This window comes from Burkholderia sp. SCN-KJ (genome assembly GCF_024656005.1).
Lineage (GTDB): Bacteria > Pseudomonadota > Gammaproteobacteria > Burkholderiales > Burkholderiaceae > Burkholderia.
The window spans coordinates 105,553-123,631 of the sequence record NZ_JANKOG010000019.1; the positions used below are offsets into that span (position 1 = coordinate 105,553).

The 18,079-nt window shown below is 68.1% G+C and carries 16 protein-coding genes; 8 read left to right on the plus strand and 8 right to left on the minus strand.

Annotated elements, in window-relative coordinates; genetic code table 11:
* Positions 1–181: 181 nt before the first annotated feature.
* From NQV17_RS27275 to NQV17_RS27300, 6 genes are read right to left on the minus strand one after another with little or no spacing between them, the layout of a single operon-like run.
* The gene (locus NQV17_RS27275) at positions 182–622 is read right to left on the minus strand and encodes a dihydroneopterin aldolase (RefSeq protein ID WP_257774649.1); all 441 of its coding nucleotides are present in this window, start codon (positions 620–622) and stop codon (positions 182–184) included.
* Positions 619–1,248 carry a sarcosine oxidase subunit gamma gene (locus tag NQV17_RS27280; protein WP_257774650.1) on the minus strand — a complete coding sequence of 210 codons (630 nt, stop codon included), beginning with the start codon at positions 1,246–1,248 and terminating at the stop codon, positions 619–621. Before NQV17_RS27280 ends, NQV17_RS27275 begins: the two co-directional genes overlap by 4 nt.
* A complete protein-coding gene (locus tag NQV17_RS27285) occupies positions 1,238–4,249 on the minus strand; it encodes a sarcosine oxidase subunit alpha family protein (protein WP_044844413.1) in 3,012 nt (1,003 codons plus the stop codon). Before NQV17_RS27285 ends, NQV17_RS27280 begins: the two co-directional genes overlap by 11 nt.
* On the minus strand, positions 4,246–4,545 hold the full coding sequence (locus NQV17_RS27290) for a sarcosine oxidase subunit delta (RefSeq protein WP_124485108.1): 300 nt from the start codon (positions 4,543–4,545) through the stop codon (positions 4,246–4,248). The genes NQV17_RS27285 and NQV17_RS27290 overlap by 4 nt, the downstream gene beginning before the upstream one ends.
* Positions 4,546–4,571: 26 nt before the next feature.
* Entirely contained in the window at positions 4,572–5,816 is a 1,245-nt protein-coding gene (locus NQV17_RS27295; RefSeq protein WP_034180813.1) for a sarcosine oxidase subunit beta family protein, read from the minus strand.
* Positions 5,817–5,831: 15 nt separating this feature from the next.
* Positions 5,832–7,217 (minus strand): L-serine ammonia-lyase, encoded by a 1,386-nt coding sequence (locus NQV17_RS27300; RefSeq protein ID WP_124521422.1) that lies wholly within the window; start codon positions 7,215–7,217, stop codon positions 5,832–5,834.
* Between the two features lie 241 nt (positions 7,218–7,458).
* On the opposite strand from NQV17_RS27300, the gene NQV17_RS27305 reads away from it, so the two are divergent.
* From NQV17_RS27305 to denD, 8 genes are all read left to right on the plus strand, one after another.
* The gene (locus tag NQV17_RS27305; protein ID WP_257774651.1) at positions 7,459–8,532 is read left to right on the plus strand and encodes a GlxA family transcriptional regulator; all 1,074 of its coding nucleotides are present in this window, start codon (positions 7,459–7,461) and stop codon (positions 8,530–8,532) included.
* A gap of 265 nt (positions 8,533–8,797) precedes the next feature.
* On the plus strand, positions 8,798–9,502 hold the full coding sequence (locus NQV17_RS27310; RefSeq protein ID WP_257774652.1) for a FadR/GntR family transcriptional regulator: 705 nt from the start codon (positions 8,798–8,800) through the stop codon (positions 9,500–9,502).
* Between the two features lie 62 nt (positions 9,503–9,564).
* Positions 9,565–10,455, plus strand: a complete 891-nt coding sequence (gene ltnD / locus NQV17_RS27315; RefSeq protein ID WP_257774653.1) for an L-threonate dehydrogenase — start codon at positions 9,565–9,567, stop codon at positions 10,453–10,455.
* A gap of 19 nt (positions 10,456–10,474) precedes the next feature.
* Entirely contained in the window at positions 10,475–11,761 is a 1,287-nt protein-coding gene (gene otnK, locus NQV17_RS27320) for a 3-oxo-tetronate kinase (protein WP_257774654.1), read from the plus strand.
* Positions 11,758–12,399 (plus strand): aldolase, encoded by a 642-nt coding sequence (locus tag NQV17_RS27325; RefSeq protein WP_374692757.1) that lies wholly within the window; start codon positions 11,758–11,760, stop codon positions 12,397–12,399. Before otnK ends, NQV17_RS27325 begins: the two co-directional genes overlap by 4 nt.
* 142 nt (positions 12,400–12,541) lie before the next feature.
* A complete protein-coding gene (locus NQV17_RS27330; RefSeq protein WP_044844420.1) occupies positions 12,542–13,867 on the plus strand; it encodes an MFS transporter in 1,326 nt (441 codons plus the stop codon).
* Between the two features lie 59 nt (positions 13,868–13,926).
* Entirely contained in the window at positions 13,927–14,703 is a 777-nt protein-coding gene (gene otnI / locus NQV17_RS27335) for a 2-oxo-tetronate isomerase (RefSeq protein ID WP_124521414.1), read from the plus strand.
* Positions 14,704–14,731: 28 nt separating this feature from the next.
* Positions 14,732–15,703, plus strand: coding sequence for a D-erythronate dehydrogenase (gene denD / locus NQV17_RS27340; protein WP_257774655.1), 972 nt, complete (start codon positions 14,732–14,734; stop codon positions 15,701–15,703).
* A gap of 79 nt (positions 15,704–15,782) precedes the next feature.
* Here the strand turns inward: denD and NQV17_RS27345 are convergent, their stop codons facing one another.
* A complete protein-coding gene (locus tag NQV17_RS27345) occupies positions 15,783–16,871 on the minus strand; it encodes a lysylphosphatidylglycerol synthase domain-containing protein (protein ID WP_257774656.1) in 1,089 nt (362 codons plus the stop codon).
* Positions 16,868–18,037, minus strand: coding sequence for a bacteriohopanetetrol glucosamine biosynthesis glycosyltransferase HpnI (hpnI, locus tag NQV17_RS27350; protein WP_257774657.1), 1,170 nt, complete (start codon positions 18,035–18,037; stop codon positions 16,868–16,870). Before hpnI ends, NQV17_RS27345 begins: the two co-directional genes overlap by 4 nt.
* Between the last annotated feature and the right edge of the window lie 42 nt (positions 18,038–18,079).

Consider the following 18,079-nt stretch of genomic DNA (forward strand, 5'->3'; position numbering starts at 1 on the left):
ATATCGGAATTATAGTGGTTCAACGGCCGAACGGCCAATTGTTCCGGTATTTCAGGAATAAAATCGAGAACGGCGGGCGATCGCCGATTATTCGCATATTTCAGGAATTATAAATGGAAACGGCGACGCCTCCGCGCCGCCGTCTCGCACTGACCGGATCCCGCCGACCAGCCCTACCCGCTCAAAGCTGCCCCGCCGCCCCCGTCCACCGCAGGTAATCCCCGCGCGTCCAGTCGAGCGACACGCCCACGCGCCTCGTCCCCGGCCGGATCTTCGGCTTGTACATCGACAGCGTCAGCGACTCCAGCGCGGGCCATTCGCGGAACGACAGCACCGCGAGATCGGCGACGAGCGTCTCCAGCAGCCGCGTATGCGGCTTGTGCGACAGGAACGACGCGACGCGCGCGCAGTAGCCGTCGTAGTCGATCCACTCGCCCTGCTCGCTCGGCTCGCAGCGATACCCGAGCCGCGCATCGATCACGATCGGCTGCGGCGCCTCGTGCTCGTGCGCGTGGATGCCGATCCGCGCGGGCACCTTCAGTTCGTCGACGAACACGCTCCAGCCACGCCCGCGCAGGCGCGGCGCGTCGATCGCCACGAACGGTTCGTCGAACGGCTTCATGATGCGAGCGGCGCCGCGGCGTCGAGCATGATGCGCACGAAATAGTCGGCGAAGCTGCGGCGCAGGACGATCTCGAACGTATCGTCGCCGGTCGGGATCAGCGTGATCGGCGACTTGAAGTAGTGCGACTGCGCGCACTGGCCCGGCTTGAGCACGCGCGGATGCAGGTCGAGCGGGCAGCCGCGCGCGATCACGTCGCGCACGCGTTCGCCGCTGACCTCGACGACCGTGTAGCCGCTGCCGACGTCGACGGCCGCCGCATACGAACCCTGCACGGCCTCCGCGAGCTGCGCCTCGAGCACGCCCGCCTGGACGGGCCCGTTCGAGCGCACGAGCCACTCGTCGGGACCGAGCCACAGCACGTCGTACTCGGCGCCGCGCGCCACCGTGTTCGGCACCGACGGCGGCCGGCAGCCGACCACGCGCTCGAACGCGCCGACGAATGCCGGGTCGCTCAGCTCGCCGCGCACGTTCACGAGATCGAGGAACGGCCGCTCGCGCAGCGTGAACTTCTTCGATGCGCGCGCCTGGTGGAGCTTCAGCACATCGGCCGCGCCGACGAACGGCGATTCAAGCGTCACGCCCGCGCCCGCCACCGGCGTCTGGTTTCTCGTTTCATTCCACATGCTGGCGCACCCCTTCGGTATCGTAGAAAACCGGGCTCGAGATCTTCGCGGTGATGCGCTTGCCGTTGGCCAGCGGAATCACGACGCTCTCGCCCATCTTGTTCAGGCCGCCCTTCACCACCGCCAGCGCAATCGAGCGCTTCAGGATCGGGCTGTAATAACTCGACGTCACGTGGCCGATCATCGGCGTCGGATCGACCGCCGACACCTGCGTGTCCTTCGCGATGATCTGCGCGCCTTCCGGCAGCACGAACTGTTCGTCCTCGGTCAGCAGGCCGACGAACTGCTTGCGGCCTTCCTTCGACGTATCGGAGCGCGACAGCGAACGCTTGCCGAGGAAGTCCTTCGACTTCGCGACGAGCCCGCCCATCCCGAGGTCGTACGGCGTGATCGAGCCGTCGGTGTCCTGGCCGACGATGATGTAGCCCTTCTCCGCGCGCAGCACGTGCATCGTTTCCGTGCCGTACGGCGTGATGTCGAACTCGGCACCGGCTGCCATCAGCGCTTCCCACACCGCGCGGCCCGCGTTGGCCGGCACGTTCACTTCATAGGCGAGCTCGCCCGAGAAGCTGATCCGCATCACGCGCGCCTTCGCGCCCGCGACGGTACCGTTCCGGTAGCTCATGAACGGGAACGCGTCGTTGCCGAAGTCGATGTCCTGGCATACCTTCTGCACGACCTTGCGGCTCTTCGGGCCGACCACCGCGAACGTCGCCCAGTGATCGGTGACGGACGCGAGCCGCACCTTCATGTCGGGCCATTCGGTCTGCAGCCAGCGCTCGAGCCACGTGAGCACGCGCGCCGCGCCGCCGGTGGTCGTCGTCATCATGAAATGCTGGTCGGCGAGGCGCACCGTCACGCCGTCGTCGAACACCATCCCGTTTTCGTCGAGCATCAGCCCGTAGCGGCACTTGCCGATCTCGAGCTTGTTCCACGGGTTCGTGTACATCCAGTTCAGCAGCTTCACCGCGTCCGGACCCTGGATGTCGATCTTGCCGAGCGTCGACGCGTCGAGGATGCCGACGCCGTTGCGCACCGCGAGGCATTCGCGCTTCACGGCCGCATGCAGGTCCTCGCCCTTCTTCGGGAAGTACCACGGCCGCTTCCAGTTGCCGACGTCCTCGAACATCGCGCCGTGCTCGACGTGCCATTCGTGCACGGCCGTCTTGCGGATCGGGTCGAGGAAGTCGCCCGTCTCGCGGCCCGCGAACGTACCGAACGACACGGGCGTGTAGTTCGGGCGGAACGTCGTCGTGCCCGTTTCCGGAATCGTCTTGCCGAGCGCCTGCGCGAGGATCGCCATCCCGTTGATGTTGCCGAGCTTGCCCTGGTCGGTGCCGAAGCCCATCGCGGTGTAGCGCTTCACGTGCTCGACCGACTCGAAGCCTTCACGCGCGGCCAGCAGGATGTCGGCGGCCGCCACGTCGTTCTGGAAGTCGACGAACTGCTTCGGCCCGCGTGCGGCGGCCTCGCGGCTGCCGACGAGCCACAACGGCTGCAGCGCACCTTCGACGGTTTCCGCGACCTGCGGCGCGACGGGGCGCTGCGCGGCCGTGAAGCCCGCGGCCTTCGCCGCTTCGGCGCCCGCGTCGACCGCGAGCCGCAGCGCACGGGCGAGACCGAACTCGCCCGCAGCCGCACCGACGCTCGCTTCGGCCTGCACGGGCTTGCCCGGCAGGAAGCACGCCTTCTCGTCGCTCCAGCACGCCTTGCCGCCCGACTGCGCGAACAGGTGCAGCACCGGGCTGAAGCCGCCCGACATCGCGACGAGGTCGCACGGCAGCGACTGCAGCTTGCCGCCGGTCTGGCCGTTCGAGTAGGACGCGACGTCGACCGACGATACGCGCCACTTGCCCGAAGCGGCCGTCACGACCGCACCGCTCATCACCGTCACGCCCTGCCGCTTCGCGGCCGCGGGCAGCGCGCCGTTCGACGACGCACGCGAATCGACGACGGTCACCTTCGCGCCGCATGCCTTCAGGTCGAGCGCGGTCTGGTACGCACGGTCGTTGTTCGTGAACACGACCACGTTGCGGCCCGGCAGCACGCCGTAGCGATGCACGTAGGTGGACACCGCGCCGGCGAGCATCACGCCCGGCAGGTCGTTGTTGCCGAACACGATCGGACGCTCGTGCGCGCCGGTCGCGAGGATCACGCGCTTCGCGCGGACCTTCCACAGCAGCTCGCGCGTGCCCTTGCGCATCGACACCGGCTGGTGATCGGTCAGGCGCTGCGTGACCGTCACGAGGTTGTGGTCCTGGTAGCCGAACGCCGTGCTGCGCGACAGGATCGTCACGTCGGGCAGCTTGCGCAGCTCGGCCTCGATCTTCTCGACCCACTGCAGCGCGGGCTTCGCGTCGATTTCCGCGCGGCACGACAGCAGGCTGCCGCCGAGTTCGCGCTGGTCGTCGACGAGGATCACGCGTGCGCCGGCGATCGCTGCCGCATGCGCGGCGGCGAGGCCCGACGGGCCACCGCCGACCACGAGCACGTCGCAGTGCGCGTAGCATTTGTCGTAGCGATCGGCGTCGAGCACTTCGGGCGCCTTGCCGAGGCCGGCGGCCTCGCGGATCTTCTCTTCGTACTTCGGCCACATGTTGCGCGGCCACATGAAGGTCTTGTAGTAGAAGCCCGCCGGCATGAAGCGCGAGAACTTCTGGTTGATCGCGTACTTGTCGTTCTCGAGCGACGGCTCGGCGTTCACGCTCGTCGCGACGAGGCCCTGGTACAGCTCGATCTCGGTCGCGCGCGCGTTCGGCACCGTGTACGGGCCGGTTTCGAGCTGCACGACGGCATTCGGTTCCGCGACATCCGCCGTCACGATCCCGCGCGGACGGTGGTACTTGAAGCTGCGCGCGACGAAGTGCACGCCGTTCGCGAGCAGCGCGGACGCGAGCGTGTCGCCCTGGAAGCCCTGATACGTGCGGCCGTTGAACGTGAACGTCAGCGGAATCGCGCGATTGATGCGGCCACCGGTGCCGAGGCGGTCTTTCTGGCTCATTTGCTCGTGCCCTCTTCGTGTGCGTTGCCGGCAGCTGCGCCACCGAACTTTTCGTAGCCCTTGATATCGTAGGTCACCGTGTCGCGCGTCACCTTGAACCAGCGGCGGCAGCCCTGCGTGTGCAGCCATTGCTCCTTGTGCAGGCCGCGCTTGTTCTCGCGCATGAACACGTATTCGCCCCATTCGCGGTCGGTCATGGTCTCGTTCGCGACCGGGCGCACGATGTCGGCTTCACCGCCGCACGTGAACTCGGATTCGGCGCGCGGCCCGCACCACGGACATTCGATCAGCAACATGTTTCTTTCTCCAATGGTCGTCGGGTTTAGTGCGCAACGGCGGCAGCGCCGTGTTCGTCGATCAGGTGGCCCGTGTAGAAGCGGTCGAGCGCGAACGGGGCGTTCAGCGGATGCGGTTCGTCGCGGGCGATCGTGTGCGCGAACACCCAGCCCGAGCCCGGCGTCGCCTTGAAGCCGCCGGTACCCCAGCCGCAGTTGAAATAGAGGCCCTTCACGTCGGTCTTGGTGATGATCGGGCAGGCGTCCGGCGACACGTCGACGATGCCGCCCCACTGGCGGTTCATCCGCACGCGCGAGAACACCGGGAACATCTCGATGATCGCCTGCAGCGTGCTTTCGATGATGTGGAAGCTGCCGCGCTGGCCGAAACCCGTGTACTGGTCGATACCCGCGCCGATCACGAGGTCGCCCTTGTCGGACTGGCTGATGTACGCGTGCACCGCGTTCGACATGATCACCGAGTTCACCACCGGCTTGATCGGCTCGGACACGAGCGCCTGCAGCGGGTGGCTTTCGATCGGCAGGCGCACGCCGGCCATGTCGGCGAGCGTCGTCGTGTTGCCGGCTGCGACCACCGCGACCTTCTTCGCCTTGATGAAGCCCTTCACCGTGTCGACGCCGACCACCGCGCCGCCTTCGCGGCGAATGCCCGTCACCTGGCAGTTCTGGATGATGTCGACGCCGGCGCGGTCGGCGCCGCGCGCGAAGCCCCAGGCCACCGCGTCGTGACGCGCGACGCCCGCACGGCGCTGGATCGATGCGCCGAGCACCGGATAGCGGCTGTTCAGGTTGATCGTCGGCTCGATTTCCTTGATCTGCGCGGGCGTCAGGAATTCGGCGTCGACGCCGTTCAGGCGGTTCGCGTTCACGCGACGCTCGGTGTCACGCACGTCCTGCAGCGTGTGCGCGAGGTTCATCACGCCGCGCTGGCTGAACATCACGTTGTAGTTGAGGTCCTGCGACAGCCCTTCCCACAGCTTCATCGCCTTCTCGTACAGCGCGGCCGATTCGTCCCACAGGTAGTTCGAGCGCACGATCGTCGTGTTGCGCGCGGTGTTGCCGCCGCCGATCCAGCCCTTCTCGAGGATCGCGACGTTCGTGATGCCGTGCTCTTTCGCGAGGTAGTACGCGGTCGCGAGGCCGTGGCCGCCGCCGCCGACGATCACGACGTCGTATTCCTTCTTCGGTTCCGGGCTCTTCCACTGCTTTTCCCAGTTCTCGTGATACGAGAGGCCGTTGCGGAACAGGCTGAATATCGAGTAGCGGCTCATGTTAGTGATCCTTCGTTAGCATTCGATGACGTTCACGGCAAGACCGCCGCGCGACGTTTCCTTGTATTTCGTCTTCATGTCGGCCCCCGTCTCGCGCATCGTCTTGATCACCGAATCAAGCGAGACGTAGTGCTGGCCGTTACCCTTGAGCGCCATGCGCGACGCGTTCAGCGCCTTGATCGCGCCCATCGCGTTGCGTTCGATGCACGGAATCTGCACGAGCCCGCCGACCGGATCGCAGGTCATGCCGAGGTTGTGCTCCATGCCGATCTCGGCCGCGTTCTCGACCTGGTCGGGCGTGCCGCCCATCACCGCGGCCAGCGCGGCGGCGGCCATCGAGCACGCGACGCCCACTTCGCCCTGGCAGCCGACTTCCGCGCCGGAGATCGACGCCGTTTCCTTGTAGATGATCCCGATCGCCGCGGCCGTCAGCAGGAATTCGACGATGCCGGCTTCGTTCGAGCCCGGCACGAACTTCACGTAGTAGTGCAGCACCGCGGGAATCACGCCGGCCGCGCCGTTGGTGGGCGCGGTGACGACCCGGCCGCCCGCCGCGTTCTCCTCGTTGACGGCCATCGCGTACAGGTTGACCCAGTCGAGCATCGACAGCGGATCGCGCAGCGACTCCTCCGAACGCGCGCGCAGGCGCCCGTTCAGCTCGGCCGCGCGGCGCTTCACGCGCATCGGGCCCGGCAGTTCGCCCTCGACCTTGCAGCCGCGCTCGACGCATGCGGCCATCGTGCGCCAGATCGCGAGCAGCCCGGCGCGCACTTCGTCTGCCGGCCGCAGCGCGCATTCGTTGCGCAGCATCAGTTCGGCGATCGACAGCCCGTGTTCGCGGCACTGGCGCATCAGGTCGTCGCCGGTGCGGAACGGATACGGCACCTCGACCGCCGCGCGCACGCCGTTCACGCGATCGCCGTCACGGTTCACGACGAAGCCGCCGCCGACCGAGTAATACTCTTTCTCGACGAGCAGCTGGCCGTGCTCGTCGAACGCCTGGAAGCGCATCCCGTTCGGATGCACGATGCTCGTGCCGCTCATCAGCTTGCGGTAGAAGCCGATGTTCTCCTTCTCGTCGAAGCGGATCGTCTGCTTGCCGAGCAGCGCCAGCGACTTCTCCGCGCGGATCGCCGCGAGCCGCGGCTCGATCAGGTCCGGATCGATCGTGTCCGGCAGGTGGCCCTCGAGGCCGAGCAGCACCGCCTTGTCGGTGCCGTGGCCCTTGCCCGTTGCACCGAGCGAGCCGTATAGTTCGACCCGCACGCGGCGCACGAAGCCGAGCAGGTTCGCGTCCTCGATGTGCGACGCGAAGCGGCACGCGGCGATCATCGGGCCGACCGTATGCGAACTGGACGGGCCGATGCCGATCTTGAACAGGTCGAACGCGCTGACGTTCATCTGGCTTCCTCTGGGTGGGCGTACGTGAAATGTCGTTGGCGTCAGTACATCAAAGCGTAAAATTGGCCGATAGAACAAAAACGGCATCGGCGTGGGATACCGGCGCCAAGCCCCGCGCAGGACGGCTGGAAAGTGCGTTTTGACGATGATCGGCGACGCAAAACCACAAGTCGGCCGGCGCGCCCGCAAGCAGAGTGCAACAAGTGAGACCCGCCTTCCCGGCGTGACGAGATTGACCGCGATGACACCCGACGTACCCGCTTTCCCCCTCGCTGAACCGGCGCCGCGGCGCATCCGGTTCGGCATCGTGCTGCTGCCGAACTTCACGCTCACGGCCTTCTCGGGTTTCGTCGACATGCTGCGGCTGTCGGCCGACGACGGCGACTACAGCAAGCCGGTGCGCTGCGCGTGGAGCGTGATCGGCGAAACGCTGGCGCCGGTGCGCGCGAGCTGCGGGATCCAGATCACGCCGTGGGAAACCTTCGAGAGCGCCGAGCCGTTCGACTACGTGGTCGTGGTCGGCGGGCTGCTGCATTCGGGGCCGCAAGCCGGCCCCGAAACGCTCGAGTTCGTGCGCCGCGCGGCGGCGGACGGCGCGACGGTCGTCGGCATCTGCACGGGCGTGTTCACGCTGATGCGCGCGAACGTGCTCGACGGCTACCGCACCTGCGTGAGCTGGTTCCACTACTGGGATTTCATCGAGCGCTTCCCGAACGCCGATCCCGACCTGCTGATTGCCGACCGCCTGTTCGTGATCGACCGGCGCCGGATCACCTGCTCGGGCGGCCGCGCGTCGATCGACGTCGCCGCCGCGATCCTGCTGCGGCATTTCGACCATGCGACCGTGCAGAAGGCGCTGCGCATCCTGCTGGTCGGCGAGATGCAGAAAGGCAATGCGCCGCAGCCGCATCCGCCGGGCCTCGAGCCGGCCACGCATCCGAAGGTCAAGCGCGCGATTCTCCTGATGGAACAGCATGTCGGGCGCGCGCTGCCGCTCGAGGAACTCGCGTGCAAGCTCGACATGTCGACCCGCCAGCTCGAGCGGCTGTTCAAGGCCGAGACCGGCAAGAGCCCGCAGGCGTTCGCGAAGCAGGTGCGGCTGCGCACGGCCGCGTGGCTGCTGACCAGTTCCGACCGCACCGTCGCCGATATCGCGTCGAGCTGCGGGTTCGCCGACGCGTCGCACCTCGGCCGCGAGTTCCGCAAGCAGTTCGGCGTGCCGCCGGCGACGTATCGCGAGCGCGGCGGGGAAGTCGCGGAAGGCGGTATGTCGGCGGCGACCGATCAGGACCCCGTCGAAGACATCGCCGATTGACTGACGATCGCGCGCGCCGCCGGCGCGCGCTTCGTTCTTCGGCTTCGCGTCCGCCCTCCGCCTTTCGCCTTTCGCCCTCCCTTCCCCCTTCGCTCGCCCTCCAACCGCGCATCGAACTCGGCACAATCGCCACATTTCGCTGTCGATTGGAACCGGTTCCAGTCAATTTGACCGACGTTGCCACGCGTTGATCGAGGGTTATTCCGGATGCTGACGCACCTTCAAATTTGTATGATGACCACATCACCTTACAAACCAGAGCGCCATGTTCGAGAAAATTCCCGCCCGTGCGATGAGCGACCACGTCGCGCAGCAACTGCTGAAGCAGATCGAAGTCGGCAGTTTCTCGGCCACCGGCAAGCTGCCGACGGAAGCCGTGCTCGCGCAGGAATTCGGCGTGAGCCGCACCGTGATCCGCGAGGCGATCTCGCGCCTGAAGAACGAAGGCGTGGTCGAGCCGCGCCAGGGCAGCGGCGTGTACGTGAACCAGCACGGCGCGATCCGGCCGCTGCGGATCGACTACGCGGAAGCCGTCGAGGCGAGCTCGCTGCCGCACCTGCTCGCGGTGCGCCGCGCGATCGAGGCTGAAGTCGCGGCCGAAGCCGCGCTGCATCACACCGCCGACGACATGGCCGACATCGACGACGCGCTGCGCAAGATCGACGACGCGGTGGCCGAAGGCCGCGACGGTGTCGCGGAAGACGTCGCGTTCCACCGCACGATCGCGGCCGTCACCGGCAACCCGTATTTCCTGAAGACGCTGCAGTTCCTGAACCAGTACCTCGAGGCCGGCGTGAAGGTCACGCGGCGCAACGAAGCGACGCGCGAGGATTTCTCGCGGCAGGTGCGCGACGAACACGCGGCGATCGCGGACGCGATCCGCGCACGCGACCCGATGGCGGCGCGCAACGCGGCGCGCACGCACATGTACAACGCCGCGCGCCGCCTCGCGGAAGCCGGCATCTGCTGAAGCCGGCGGCGCGCGAGCGCCGCCATTGTCCCGAACCTCTCCCGAATCGATCAAGGTTGACCATGTCACGAAATGTTGGAGTCATCGGCCTCGGCGCGATGGGCCTCGGCGTCGCCCGCTCGCTGCTGCGCGCGGGGTTCCGCGTGCACGCCTGCGACGTGCGCGATACCGTGCTGCAGGCATTCGCGGCCGAAGGCGGCGTGGCCTGCGCGAGCCCGGCCGAACTCGGCGCGCAGTGCGACGTCGTCGTCACGCTTGTCGTCAATGCCGCGCAGACCGAAACGGTGCTGTTCGGCGAGCACGGCGCGGTCGCGGCGATGAAGCCGGGCGGCGTCGTGATCGCGAGCGCGACCGTCGCGCCCGACTTCGCGGTCGCGCTCGGCGCGCGCCTCGAGGCCGCGGGCCTGCAGATGCTCGATGCACCGGTGTCCGGCGGCGCCGCGCGCGCGGCCTCCGGCGAGATGACGATGATGACGTCGGGCCCCGCCGCCGCGTATGCAGCTTGCGACGACGTGCTCGCCGCGATCGCCGGCAAGGTGTATCGCCTCGGCGACGCGCACGGCATCGGCTCGAAGGTGAAGATCATCAACCAGCTGCTGGCCGGCGTGCATATCGCGGCGGCCGCCGAGGCGATGGCGCTGGGCCTGCGCGAAGGCGTCGACGCCGACGCGCTGTACGACGTGATCACGCACAGCGCCGGCAACTCGTGGATGTTCGAGAACCGCGTGCCGCACATCCTGAACGGCGACTACACGCCGCTGTCGGCCGTCGACATCTTCGTGAAGGATCTCGGCCTCGTGCTCGATACCGCGCGCCGCAGCAAGTTCCCGCTGCCGCTGTCGGCCACCGCGCACCAGATGTTCATGAGCGCATCGAGCGCCGGCCACGGCGGCGAGGACGATTCCGCCGTGATCAAGACTTTCCCCGGCATCACGCTGCCGCCCGCCCGCTGATTCGAACGACGTTCCCGCCATGACCGCTTCCGCTTCCCGCCCCCTGCTCGGCTGCATCGCCGACGATTTCACCGGCGCGACCGATCTCGCGAACATGCTCGTCAAGAGCGGCATGCGTACCGTGCAGACGATCGGCGTGCCCGCCGGCGGCACCGCAGTCGATGCCGACGCGATCGTCGTCGCGCTGAAGTCGCGCACGATTCCCGCCGCCGACGCCGTCGCGCAGTCGCTTGCCGCCTACGAATGGTTGCGCGCGCAAGGGTGCCGCCAGTTCTTCTTCAAGTACTGTTCGACGTTCGATTCGACCGACGCGGGCAACATCGGGCCCGTCGCCGATGCGCTGCTCGATGCGGCCGGCGGCGACTTCACGATCGCCTGCCCGGCGTTCCCGGAGAACGGCCGCACGATCTATCGCGGCCACCTGTTCGTCGGCGACGTGCTGCTGAACGAATCGGGGATGGAGAACCATCCGCTCACGCCGATGAAGGACGCGAACCTCGTGCGCGTGCTGCAGCGGCAGACGAAGTCGCAAGTCGGCCTGATCCGCTACGACACGATCGCGCTGGGCGCGGCCGCCGTGCGCGAGCGGATCGAGCAGCTGCGCGCGGAAGGCGCGCGCTTCGCGATCGCGGACGCGCTGTCGGATCACGACCTCTACGTGCTCGGCGAAGCGTGCGCGGGCCTGCCGCTCGTCACCGGCGGCTCGGGCGTCGCGCTCGGCCTGCCCGCGAATTTCCGCCGCGTGGACCAACTGCCCGAGCGCGACAACGCGGCCTCGCTGCCGCACATCGACGGATCGTTGGCGGTGCTCGCCGGCAGCGCGTCGAAGGCGACCAACGCACAGGTCGCCGCGTGGCGCGAAAGCCGGCCGAGCTTCCGGATCGATCCGCTCGCGGCCTCGCGCGGCGAACCCGTCGTCGACGCGGCACTCGCGTTCGCACGCTCGCACCTGCCGCAGCCCGTGCTGATCTACGCGACCGCGACGCCCGACGAAGTGAAGGCCGTCCAGCAGGCACTCGGCGTCGAAGCGGCCGGCCATCTCGTCGAAAGCACGCTCGCGGCGATCGCGCGCGGCCTGCGCGACCTCGGCGTGCGCAAGTTCGTCGTCGCCGGCGGCGAGACGTCCGGCGCGGTCGTGCAGGCGCTCGACGTGAAATCGCTGCAGATCGGCGCGCAGATCGATCCGGGCGTGCCGGCGACGGCCACCGTCGACGCGCAACCGCTCGGCCTCGCGCTGAAATCCGGCAACTTCGGCACGGTGGACTTTTTCGACAAGGCGCTGCGCGCGCTCGACGGAGCCGCATGATGAGCCATGAAGCCAAACTGCGCGAAGAGATCTGCGTCGTCGGCGCCAGCCTGTATGCGCGCGGCCACGCGGTCGGCAGCGCGGGCAACATCAGCGCGCGCCTAGACGACGGCTGGTTGATCACGCCGACCGACGCGTGCCTCGGCCGCCTCGACCCGAACGACATCGCGAAGGTCGGCCTCGACGGCCAGCCGGTATCGGGCGGCAGGCCGTCGAAGACGCTCGCGCTGCATCGCGGGATCTACGCGCGCAACGCGCAAGTGCACGGCGTCGTCCATACGCATTCGACGCACCTCGTCGCGCTGACGCTCGCGGGCGTGTGGCGCGACACCGACGTGCTGCCGCCGCTCACGCCGTACTACGTGATGAAGGTCGGCCACATTCCGCTGATCCGCTATCGCCGCCCCGGCGACCCGGCGGTCGCAGCCGAAGTCGCGGCGCTCGCCGACCAGGTGCGCGGCGTGCTGCTCGACCGCCTCGGCCCGGTGATGTGGGGTCCGTCGGTGTCGCACGCATCGTATGCGCTCGAGGAACTCGAGGAAACCGCGCGACTGTGGCTGATGACGAACCCGAAGCCCGAACCGCTGTCCGACGCGGCGCTCGACGAACTGCGCCAGGCCTTCGGCGCGCGCTGGTAACGCAACGCATCGCGTATACGAATCACGCAGGACTCCGTAGCGATTCCCATGCCCGCCGTGTGCGCGGGCCCTTCCGTCAGCACACACACACACGATCCGGCGGCCTACGCGCTGCCGGCACACGACATCTCTGGAGACGACGATGACTGCTCTCGACGCGGCCGCAAGCCGCTCGCCCGCCGCGCCCGCCCAATCGGCCGAGCTCGACCGCACCTACAGGAAAGTGTTCTGGCGCATCGTGCCGTTCCTGATGCTCTGCTACGTGGTTGCGTATCTCGACCGCGTGAACGTCGGCTTCGCGAAGCTGCAGATGTCGCAGGACCTCGCGTTCAGCGAAACCGTGTTCGGCCTCGGCGCCGGCATCTTCTTCCTCGGCTACTTCCTGTTCGAGCTGCCGAGCAACCTGCTGATGCACCGCATCGGCGCGCGCATCTGGATCGCGCGGATCATGATCACGTGGGGCCTGCTGTCGGCGGTGTTCGCGTTCGTGAAGACGCCGACGCAGTTCTACGTGCTGCGCTTCCTGCTCGGTCTCGCCGAAGCCGGCTTCTATCCGGGCGTGATCCTCTACCTCACGTACTGGTTCCCGTCGCATCGGCGCGCGAAGATCATCGCGGTGTTCATGTCCGCGATTCCGGTGTCGGGCATCTTCGGCAACCCGCTGTCCGGCTGGATCATGGAGCGCTTCCACGGCGGCTCGGGCTTTCACGGCTGGCAATGGATGTTCGTGATCGAAGCCGTGCCGGCGCTGCTCGTCGGCATCGCGACGATCCTGTATCTCGACAACGGCATCCGCAGCGCGAAGTGGCTCGACGCGCGCGAGAAGCAGCTGCTCGAGGACGAAATCGCCGCGCAGCCGCAGGAACAGCAGCAGCACGGCCATTCGCTGAAGGCCGTGTTCGCCGACCCGCGCATGTGGTGGATGTCGCTGATCTACTTCGCGTTCGTCACCGGCCAGTACGGCCTCACGTTCTGGATGCCGACCCTCGTGAAATCGACCGGCATCACCGATACGCTCCAGATCGGCCTGCTGTCGGCGATCCCGTTCGTCGTCGCGATCGTCGTGATGAACCTGTTCGGCCACAGCGCGGACAAGCGCCGCGAACGCCGCTGGCACCTGATCGTGCCGGCGCTGATGGGCGCGGTCGGGTTTGCGGTCGCCGCGTCGTACTCGCACAATACGGCGGTGTCGATCGTGTTCCTGTCGCTCGCGGCGGGCGGCGTGCTGACCTGCGCACCGCTGTTCTGGTCGCTGCCGACCGCGTTCCTCGCCGGCTCCGCCGCGGCCGCCGGGATCGCGATCATCAACTCGGTCGGCAACCTCGCCGGGTTCGCGAGCCCGTACGTGATCGGCTATCTGAAGGACGTCACGCACAGCACGTCGTCCGGCATGTACGTGCTGGCCGGCATGCTCGTGATCGGCGCGATCGCCGTGTGGCTCACGCCCGCGAAACTCGTGAACCGCTGACCCTTCATTCGACGCGGGGCGCCGGGCGCCCCGCCCCATTCATTCACCGGACCGCTGCCATGCCCCGCTTCGCCGCCAACCTCTCGATGATGTACACCGAGCACGCGTTCCTCGAACGCTTCGCCGCTGCCTCGCACGACGGCTTCAAGGCCGTCGAGTACTTGTTCCCGTACGACTTCGCCGCCGAGGACATCCGCGCGCGCCTCGACGCGCACGACCTCGAGCAGGCGCTGTTCAACGCGCCGCCCGGCGACTGGGCCGCCGGCGAACGCGGGATCGCGTCGCTGCCGGGCCGCGAGGACGAGTTCCGGCGCGGCATCGACCAGGCGCTCGATTATGCGCGCGTGCTCGGCAACAAGAAGCTGCACGTGATGGCCGGGATGGTCGCGCCGGGCGCCGATCGCGCGCGCCATCGCGACACCTACGTGGCGAACCTGCGGCATGCGGCGCAGGCGGCTGCCGCGCACGGCATCACGATCCTGATCGAGCCGATCAACCAGCGCGACATGCCCGGCTATTTCCTGAGCCGCCAGGACGATGCGCACGACATCCGCGCGGAAGTCGGCGCGCCGAACCTGAAGGTGCAGTTCGACTGCTATCACTGCCAGATCGTCGAGGGCGACCTCGCGATGAAGCTCAAGCGCGATTTCGCGGGCATCGGCCACATCCAGATCGCCGGCGTGCCCGAGCGTCACGAGCCGGACATCGGCGAACTCAATTACCCGTATCTGTTCGCGCTGATCGACGCGCTCGGCTACGACGGCTGGATCGGCTGCGAGTATCGCCCGAAGGCCGGCACGTCCGAGGGCCTCGGCTGGCTCAGGCCGTACCTGTAATTTCTGCATTCCTCAGAGGGCAAAGAACATGAAAGTACTGATCACCGGCGGCGCCGGCTTTCTCGGCCAGCGTCTCGCGCGCAAGCTGCTCGAACGCGGCGAGCTGACCGGCCCCGACGGCCGGAGCAGCAGGATCGACGAGCTGGTGCTGCTCGACGTCGTCGAGGGCAGCGATTTCGGCGACGCGCGCGTGACGTCGATCGTCGGCGACATCGCCGATCGCGCGGTGCTCGAAAGCGCGATCGACACGCAGACGGGCGCGATCTTCCACCTCGCGGCGATCGTAAGCGGGCAGGCCGAAGCCGATTTCGATCTCGGCATGCGGATCAACCTCGACGCGTCGCGCACGCTGCTCGAAGTGTGCCGCGCGCGCGGCCATCGTCCGCGCGTCGTGTTCACGAGCTCGGTGGCCGTCTACGGCGGCGTGCTGCCCAACGTCGTGCAGGACGATACCGCGCTGAATCCGCAATCGTCGTACGGCGCGGAAAAGGCGATCGCCGAGCTGCTGCTGTGCGACTACGCGCGCCGCGGCTTCGTCGACGGCCGCGTGCTGCGGCTGCCGACCATCAGCGTGCGGCCGGGCCGCCCGAACGCGGCTGCGTCGTCGTTCGCGAGCGGCATCATCCGCGAGCCGCTGAACGGCGAGGAAAGCGTGTGCCCGGTGCCGGGGTCGACGCGGCTGTGGCTGCTGTCGCCGCGCGGCGCGATCGACGCGCTCGTCGCCGGTTGCGAGCTCGACAGCGACAAGCTCGGCAACAAGCGCGTGATCAACCTGCCCGGCCTGTCGGTGTCGGTCGACGAGATGATCGCGGCGCTGCGTGAAGTCGCGGGCGACGAGGTCGTGAAGCTGATCCGCCATGCGCCGGACGAACGCGTCGAAAAGATCGTCGGCAGCTGGCCGGGCCGCTGGGACACGACGCGCGCGGAAGCGCTCGGGCTGAAGGGCGACACGTCGTTCGCGGACGTCATCCGCAACCATCTCGCCGACGAACGGCGTTGACGGCCGCGCCGCCCGGCAGGCGAGCGACCGCCCCGGCGTCGCTGCCGCCCGCCCGGCAGGCCGGCAACGTCGGGCTGCATCAGCGCGGCCCGGCGGACTCCCCGACGTGCATCGATGCGCGCTTCGCGCCGGATGGCGAGCGCGCCGCGCCGGCCGCATGCTGCCACGCGAGCAATCCGGGCAGATAGAACAGCAGATCGCGCACTCGTCGCGCGCCGGCGAGCGCCAGACAGGTCGGCGCGTCGAACCCGAGCAGCCCGCCGATCAGCACGAACCCGCCCTCCTGCACGCCCAGCCCGCCCGGCATCAGGAACGCGATGCTGCTCAGCAGCTGGATCAGCGCTTCGATCGCGAGCGCCTGGGCGAACGTCGGATCGGCGCCGAGGAAACGCAGCGCGAGCCAGATTTCCAGCGCATAGCCGGCGAACTGCAGCGTCTGCCAGATCACCAGATAGCGGACGACGATACCCGTCTTGCGCCAGATCATCCGGATCGACTGATCGGTGCGTGCCGATTCGCCGACCAGCGCCACTACCTTGCCGCTCGTGACGCGGTTGACCACGCGCATCGCGCGCTCGAACGGCCGCGCGTGCTGAACCAGTGCGAACAGCAGCAGCACCGGCACCAGCGCCGCCATGCCGATGGCGAGGCGCGCGGCCACCTGCGCGGCATCGGACGACACGTGTTCGAGCACGTAGCCGATCGCGACCAGCGCGAACACGAGCTGGCTGATCAATGTCAGCTGCATGTCGGCGACGAGGCTCGCCACGGCGGTCGCCGGGCGTACGCCCGCCTGCCGCAGCAGGCCGAACGACACGATCTCGCCGCCGATTCGCGCGACCGGCAACAATCCGTTGATCGATTCGCGGATCCACACGAGCTTGAGCATCGTCGCGAACGACGGCCGGCGCGGGCCGCGGATCAGCATCCGCCAGTCCCACGCATTCGCGAGCATCGGCAGGATGTGGGCCAGCGCGGCGACCAGCAACCCGGCGCCGGCGATCCGCAGCCGGTGCAGGATCTCCAGCGGATGCTCGCGCCAGACCAGCCACACCGCGAGCACCAGCCCGGCCAGCGCCGCCGCGCGCCCCGCTTGCCGCAAGCGCGCGTCGCGACGCGCGAACCGCCGGTCCGCGCCTTCGAGGTCGGATTGCGTGTCGTGCGTCATGATTTCCCCGCGGGCGACAGCAAGCCCTCGCGGTCGACACGAAAGCGCGTGCCGCGCCAGACGACGTGCGACGAGAAGAAGCTCGACACGAACACCCCGAACTGCAGGAAATCGACGAACGGCAACCAGAGCGCGCCGCGCAGACCCGCGCCGGTGGCGCGGCTCGTCTTCAACATCAGCAGCGCCCGCGCGACGAGCGCCGCGAACGCCAGCCCCCAGGCGGCGAGCGTGCCGCCGGAAAACAGCACGGCCAGCACCGCCAGCGGCAACGGGTGCATCAGCACCGACCCGGCGTGACCGAGCCGGTCCGCCGCGCGGATCGTGCAGCTCCAGCGCAATTCGTGCGCGTACAGCGTGGCGAACGTCTCTTCGACACAGGCGTGCCCGACGACCAACGGCGGGACGACGACCTGCGCGCCGACCTGCCGCACTGCTTCGCCGAGCGCGTGATCCTCGGCCAGGTGATGCGCGAAACGCGCGAGCCCGCCGATGCGTTCGAGCGTCGCGCGCGTGATCGCAATCGTCTGGCCAAAGCACGGACGGGCACGCCCGATGAAAAGCCCGGTGATGACGCCCGGCAGGAAATGGTAGTTCGTCATCGCGACGGCGACATCGGGCCAGAAGCCCGGCGACGCGATGCCGCGATACACGCTCGTCACGATGCCGACTTCCGGCTGCTGCAGCGCGCCGACGACGGCACGCAGATAATCGCGCTCGACCAGCACGTCGCTGTCGGCAAGACACAGCACTGAATGTTCCGCGTGTTCGAGCATGTTGACGAGATTCGCGATCTTGCGGTTCGGCCCGTACAGCCGCGCGTCGGCGACGACCTTGATGTTCGCGTCCGGATGGCGCCTGCGCAACGTTTCGACGGCCGCAAGCGCCGCGTCGCCCGCATCGTGCACGCCGAACAGATGCTGTACCGGCCCCGGATAATCCTGCACGAAGAAGCTTTCGAGATGCTGTACGAGGTTCCATTCGTCGCCGTGCAGCGGCTTCGCGACGGTCACGCCCGGATAATCGCACGGCACCGCCCGCGCGCGGGAAAAGAACCGGCCGACCAACACGCTGGCCGTGACCGTGTAGGCAATGCCGAGCAACACGCCCAGCCCGCAGGCGATTGACATCGCGCCGGCCAGCGCGTGCAGCAGATGCAGCAAGATCATGCTTCTCCCCAGTGGTGGCCCGATGACCGCGATGCGCCGGCC

What these genes read in the sequence shown, in the direction of transcription:
- NQV17_RS27275 (WP_257774649.1), bottom strand. Translation starts at nt 622, where the DNA reads ATGAAGCCGTTCGACGAACCGTTCGTGGCGATCGACGCGCCGCGCCTG.
- NQV17_RS27280 (WP_257774650.1), bottom strand. Translation starts at nt 1,248, where the DNA reads ATGTGGAATGAAACGAGAAACCAGACGCCGGTGGCGGGCGCGGGCGTG.
- NQV17_RS27285 (WP_044844413.1), bottom strand. Translation starts at nt 4,249, where the DNA reads ATGAGCCAGAAAGACCGCCTCGGCACCGGTGGCCGCATCAATCGCGCG.
- NQV17_RS27290 (WP_124485108.1), bottom strand. Translation starts at nt 4,545, where the DNA reads ATGTTGCTGATCGAATGTCCGTGGTGCGGGCCGCGCGCCGAATCCGAG.
- NQV17_RS27295 (WP_034180813.1), bottom strand. Translation starts at nt 5,816, where the DNA reads ATGAGCCGCTACTCGATATTCAGCCTGTTCCGCAACGGCCTCTCGTAT.
- NQV17_RS27300 (WP_124521422.1), bottom strand. Translation starts at nt 7,217, where the DNA reads ATGAACGTCAGCGCGTTCGACCTGTTCAAGATCGGCATCGGCCCGTCC.
- NQV17_RS27305 (WP_257774651.1), top strand. Translation starts at nt 7,459, where the DNA reads ATGACACCCGACGTACCCGCTTTCCCCCTCGCTGAACCGGCGCCGCGG.
- NQV17_RS27310 (WP_257774652.1), top strand. Translation starts at nt 8,798, where the DNA reads ATGTTCGAGAAAATTCCCGCCCGTGCGATGAGCGACCACGTCGCGCAG.
- ltnD (WP_257774653.1), top strand. Translation starts at nt 9,565, where the DNA reads ATGTCACGAAATGTTGGAGTCATCGGCCTCGGCGCGATGGGCCTCGGC.
- otnK (WP_257774654.1), top strand. Translation starts at nt 10,475, where the DNA reads ATGACCGCTTCCGCTTCCCGCCCCCTGCTCGGCTGCATCGCCGACGAT.
- NQV17_RS27325 (WP_374692757.1), top strand. Translation starts at nt 11,758, where the DNA reads ATGATGAGCCATGAAGCCAAACTGCGCGAAGAGATCTGCGTCGTCGGC.
- NQV17_RS27330 (WP_044844420.1), top strand. Translation starts at nt 12,542, where the DNA reads ATGACTGCTCTCGACGCGGCCGCAAGCCGCTCGCCCGCCGCGCCCGCC.
- otnI (WP_124521414.1), top strand. Translation starts at nt 13,927, where the DNA reads ATGCCCCGCTTCGCCGCCAACCTCTCGATGATGTACACCGAGCACGCG.
- denD (WP_257774655.1), top strand. Translation starts at nt 14,732, where the DNA reads ATGAAAGTACTGATCACCGGCGGCGCCGGCTTTCTCGGCCAGCGTCTC.
- NQV17_RS27345 (WP_257774656.1), bottom strand. Translation starts at nt 16,871, where the DNA reads ATGACGCACGACACGCAATCCGACCTCGAAGGCGCGGACCGGCGGTTC.
- hpnI (WP_257774657.1), bottom strand. Translation starts at nt 18,037, where the DNA reads ATGATCTTGCTGCATCTGCTGCACGCGCTGGCCGGCGCGATGTCAATC.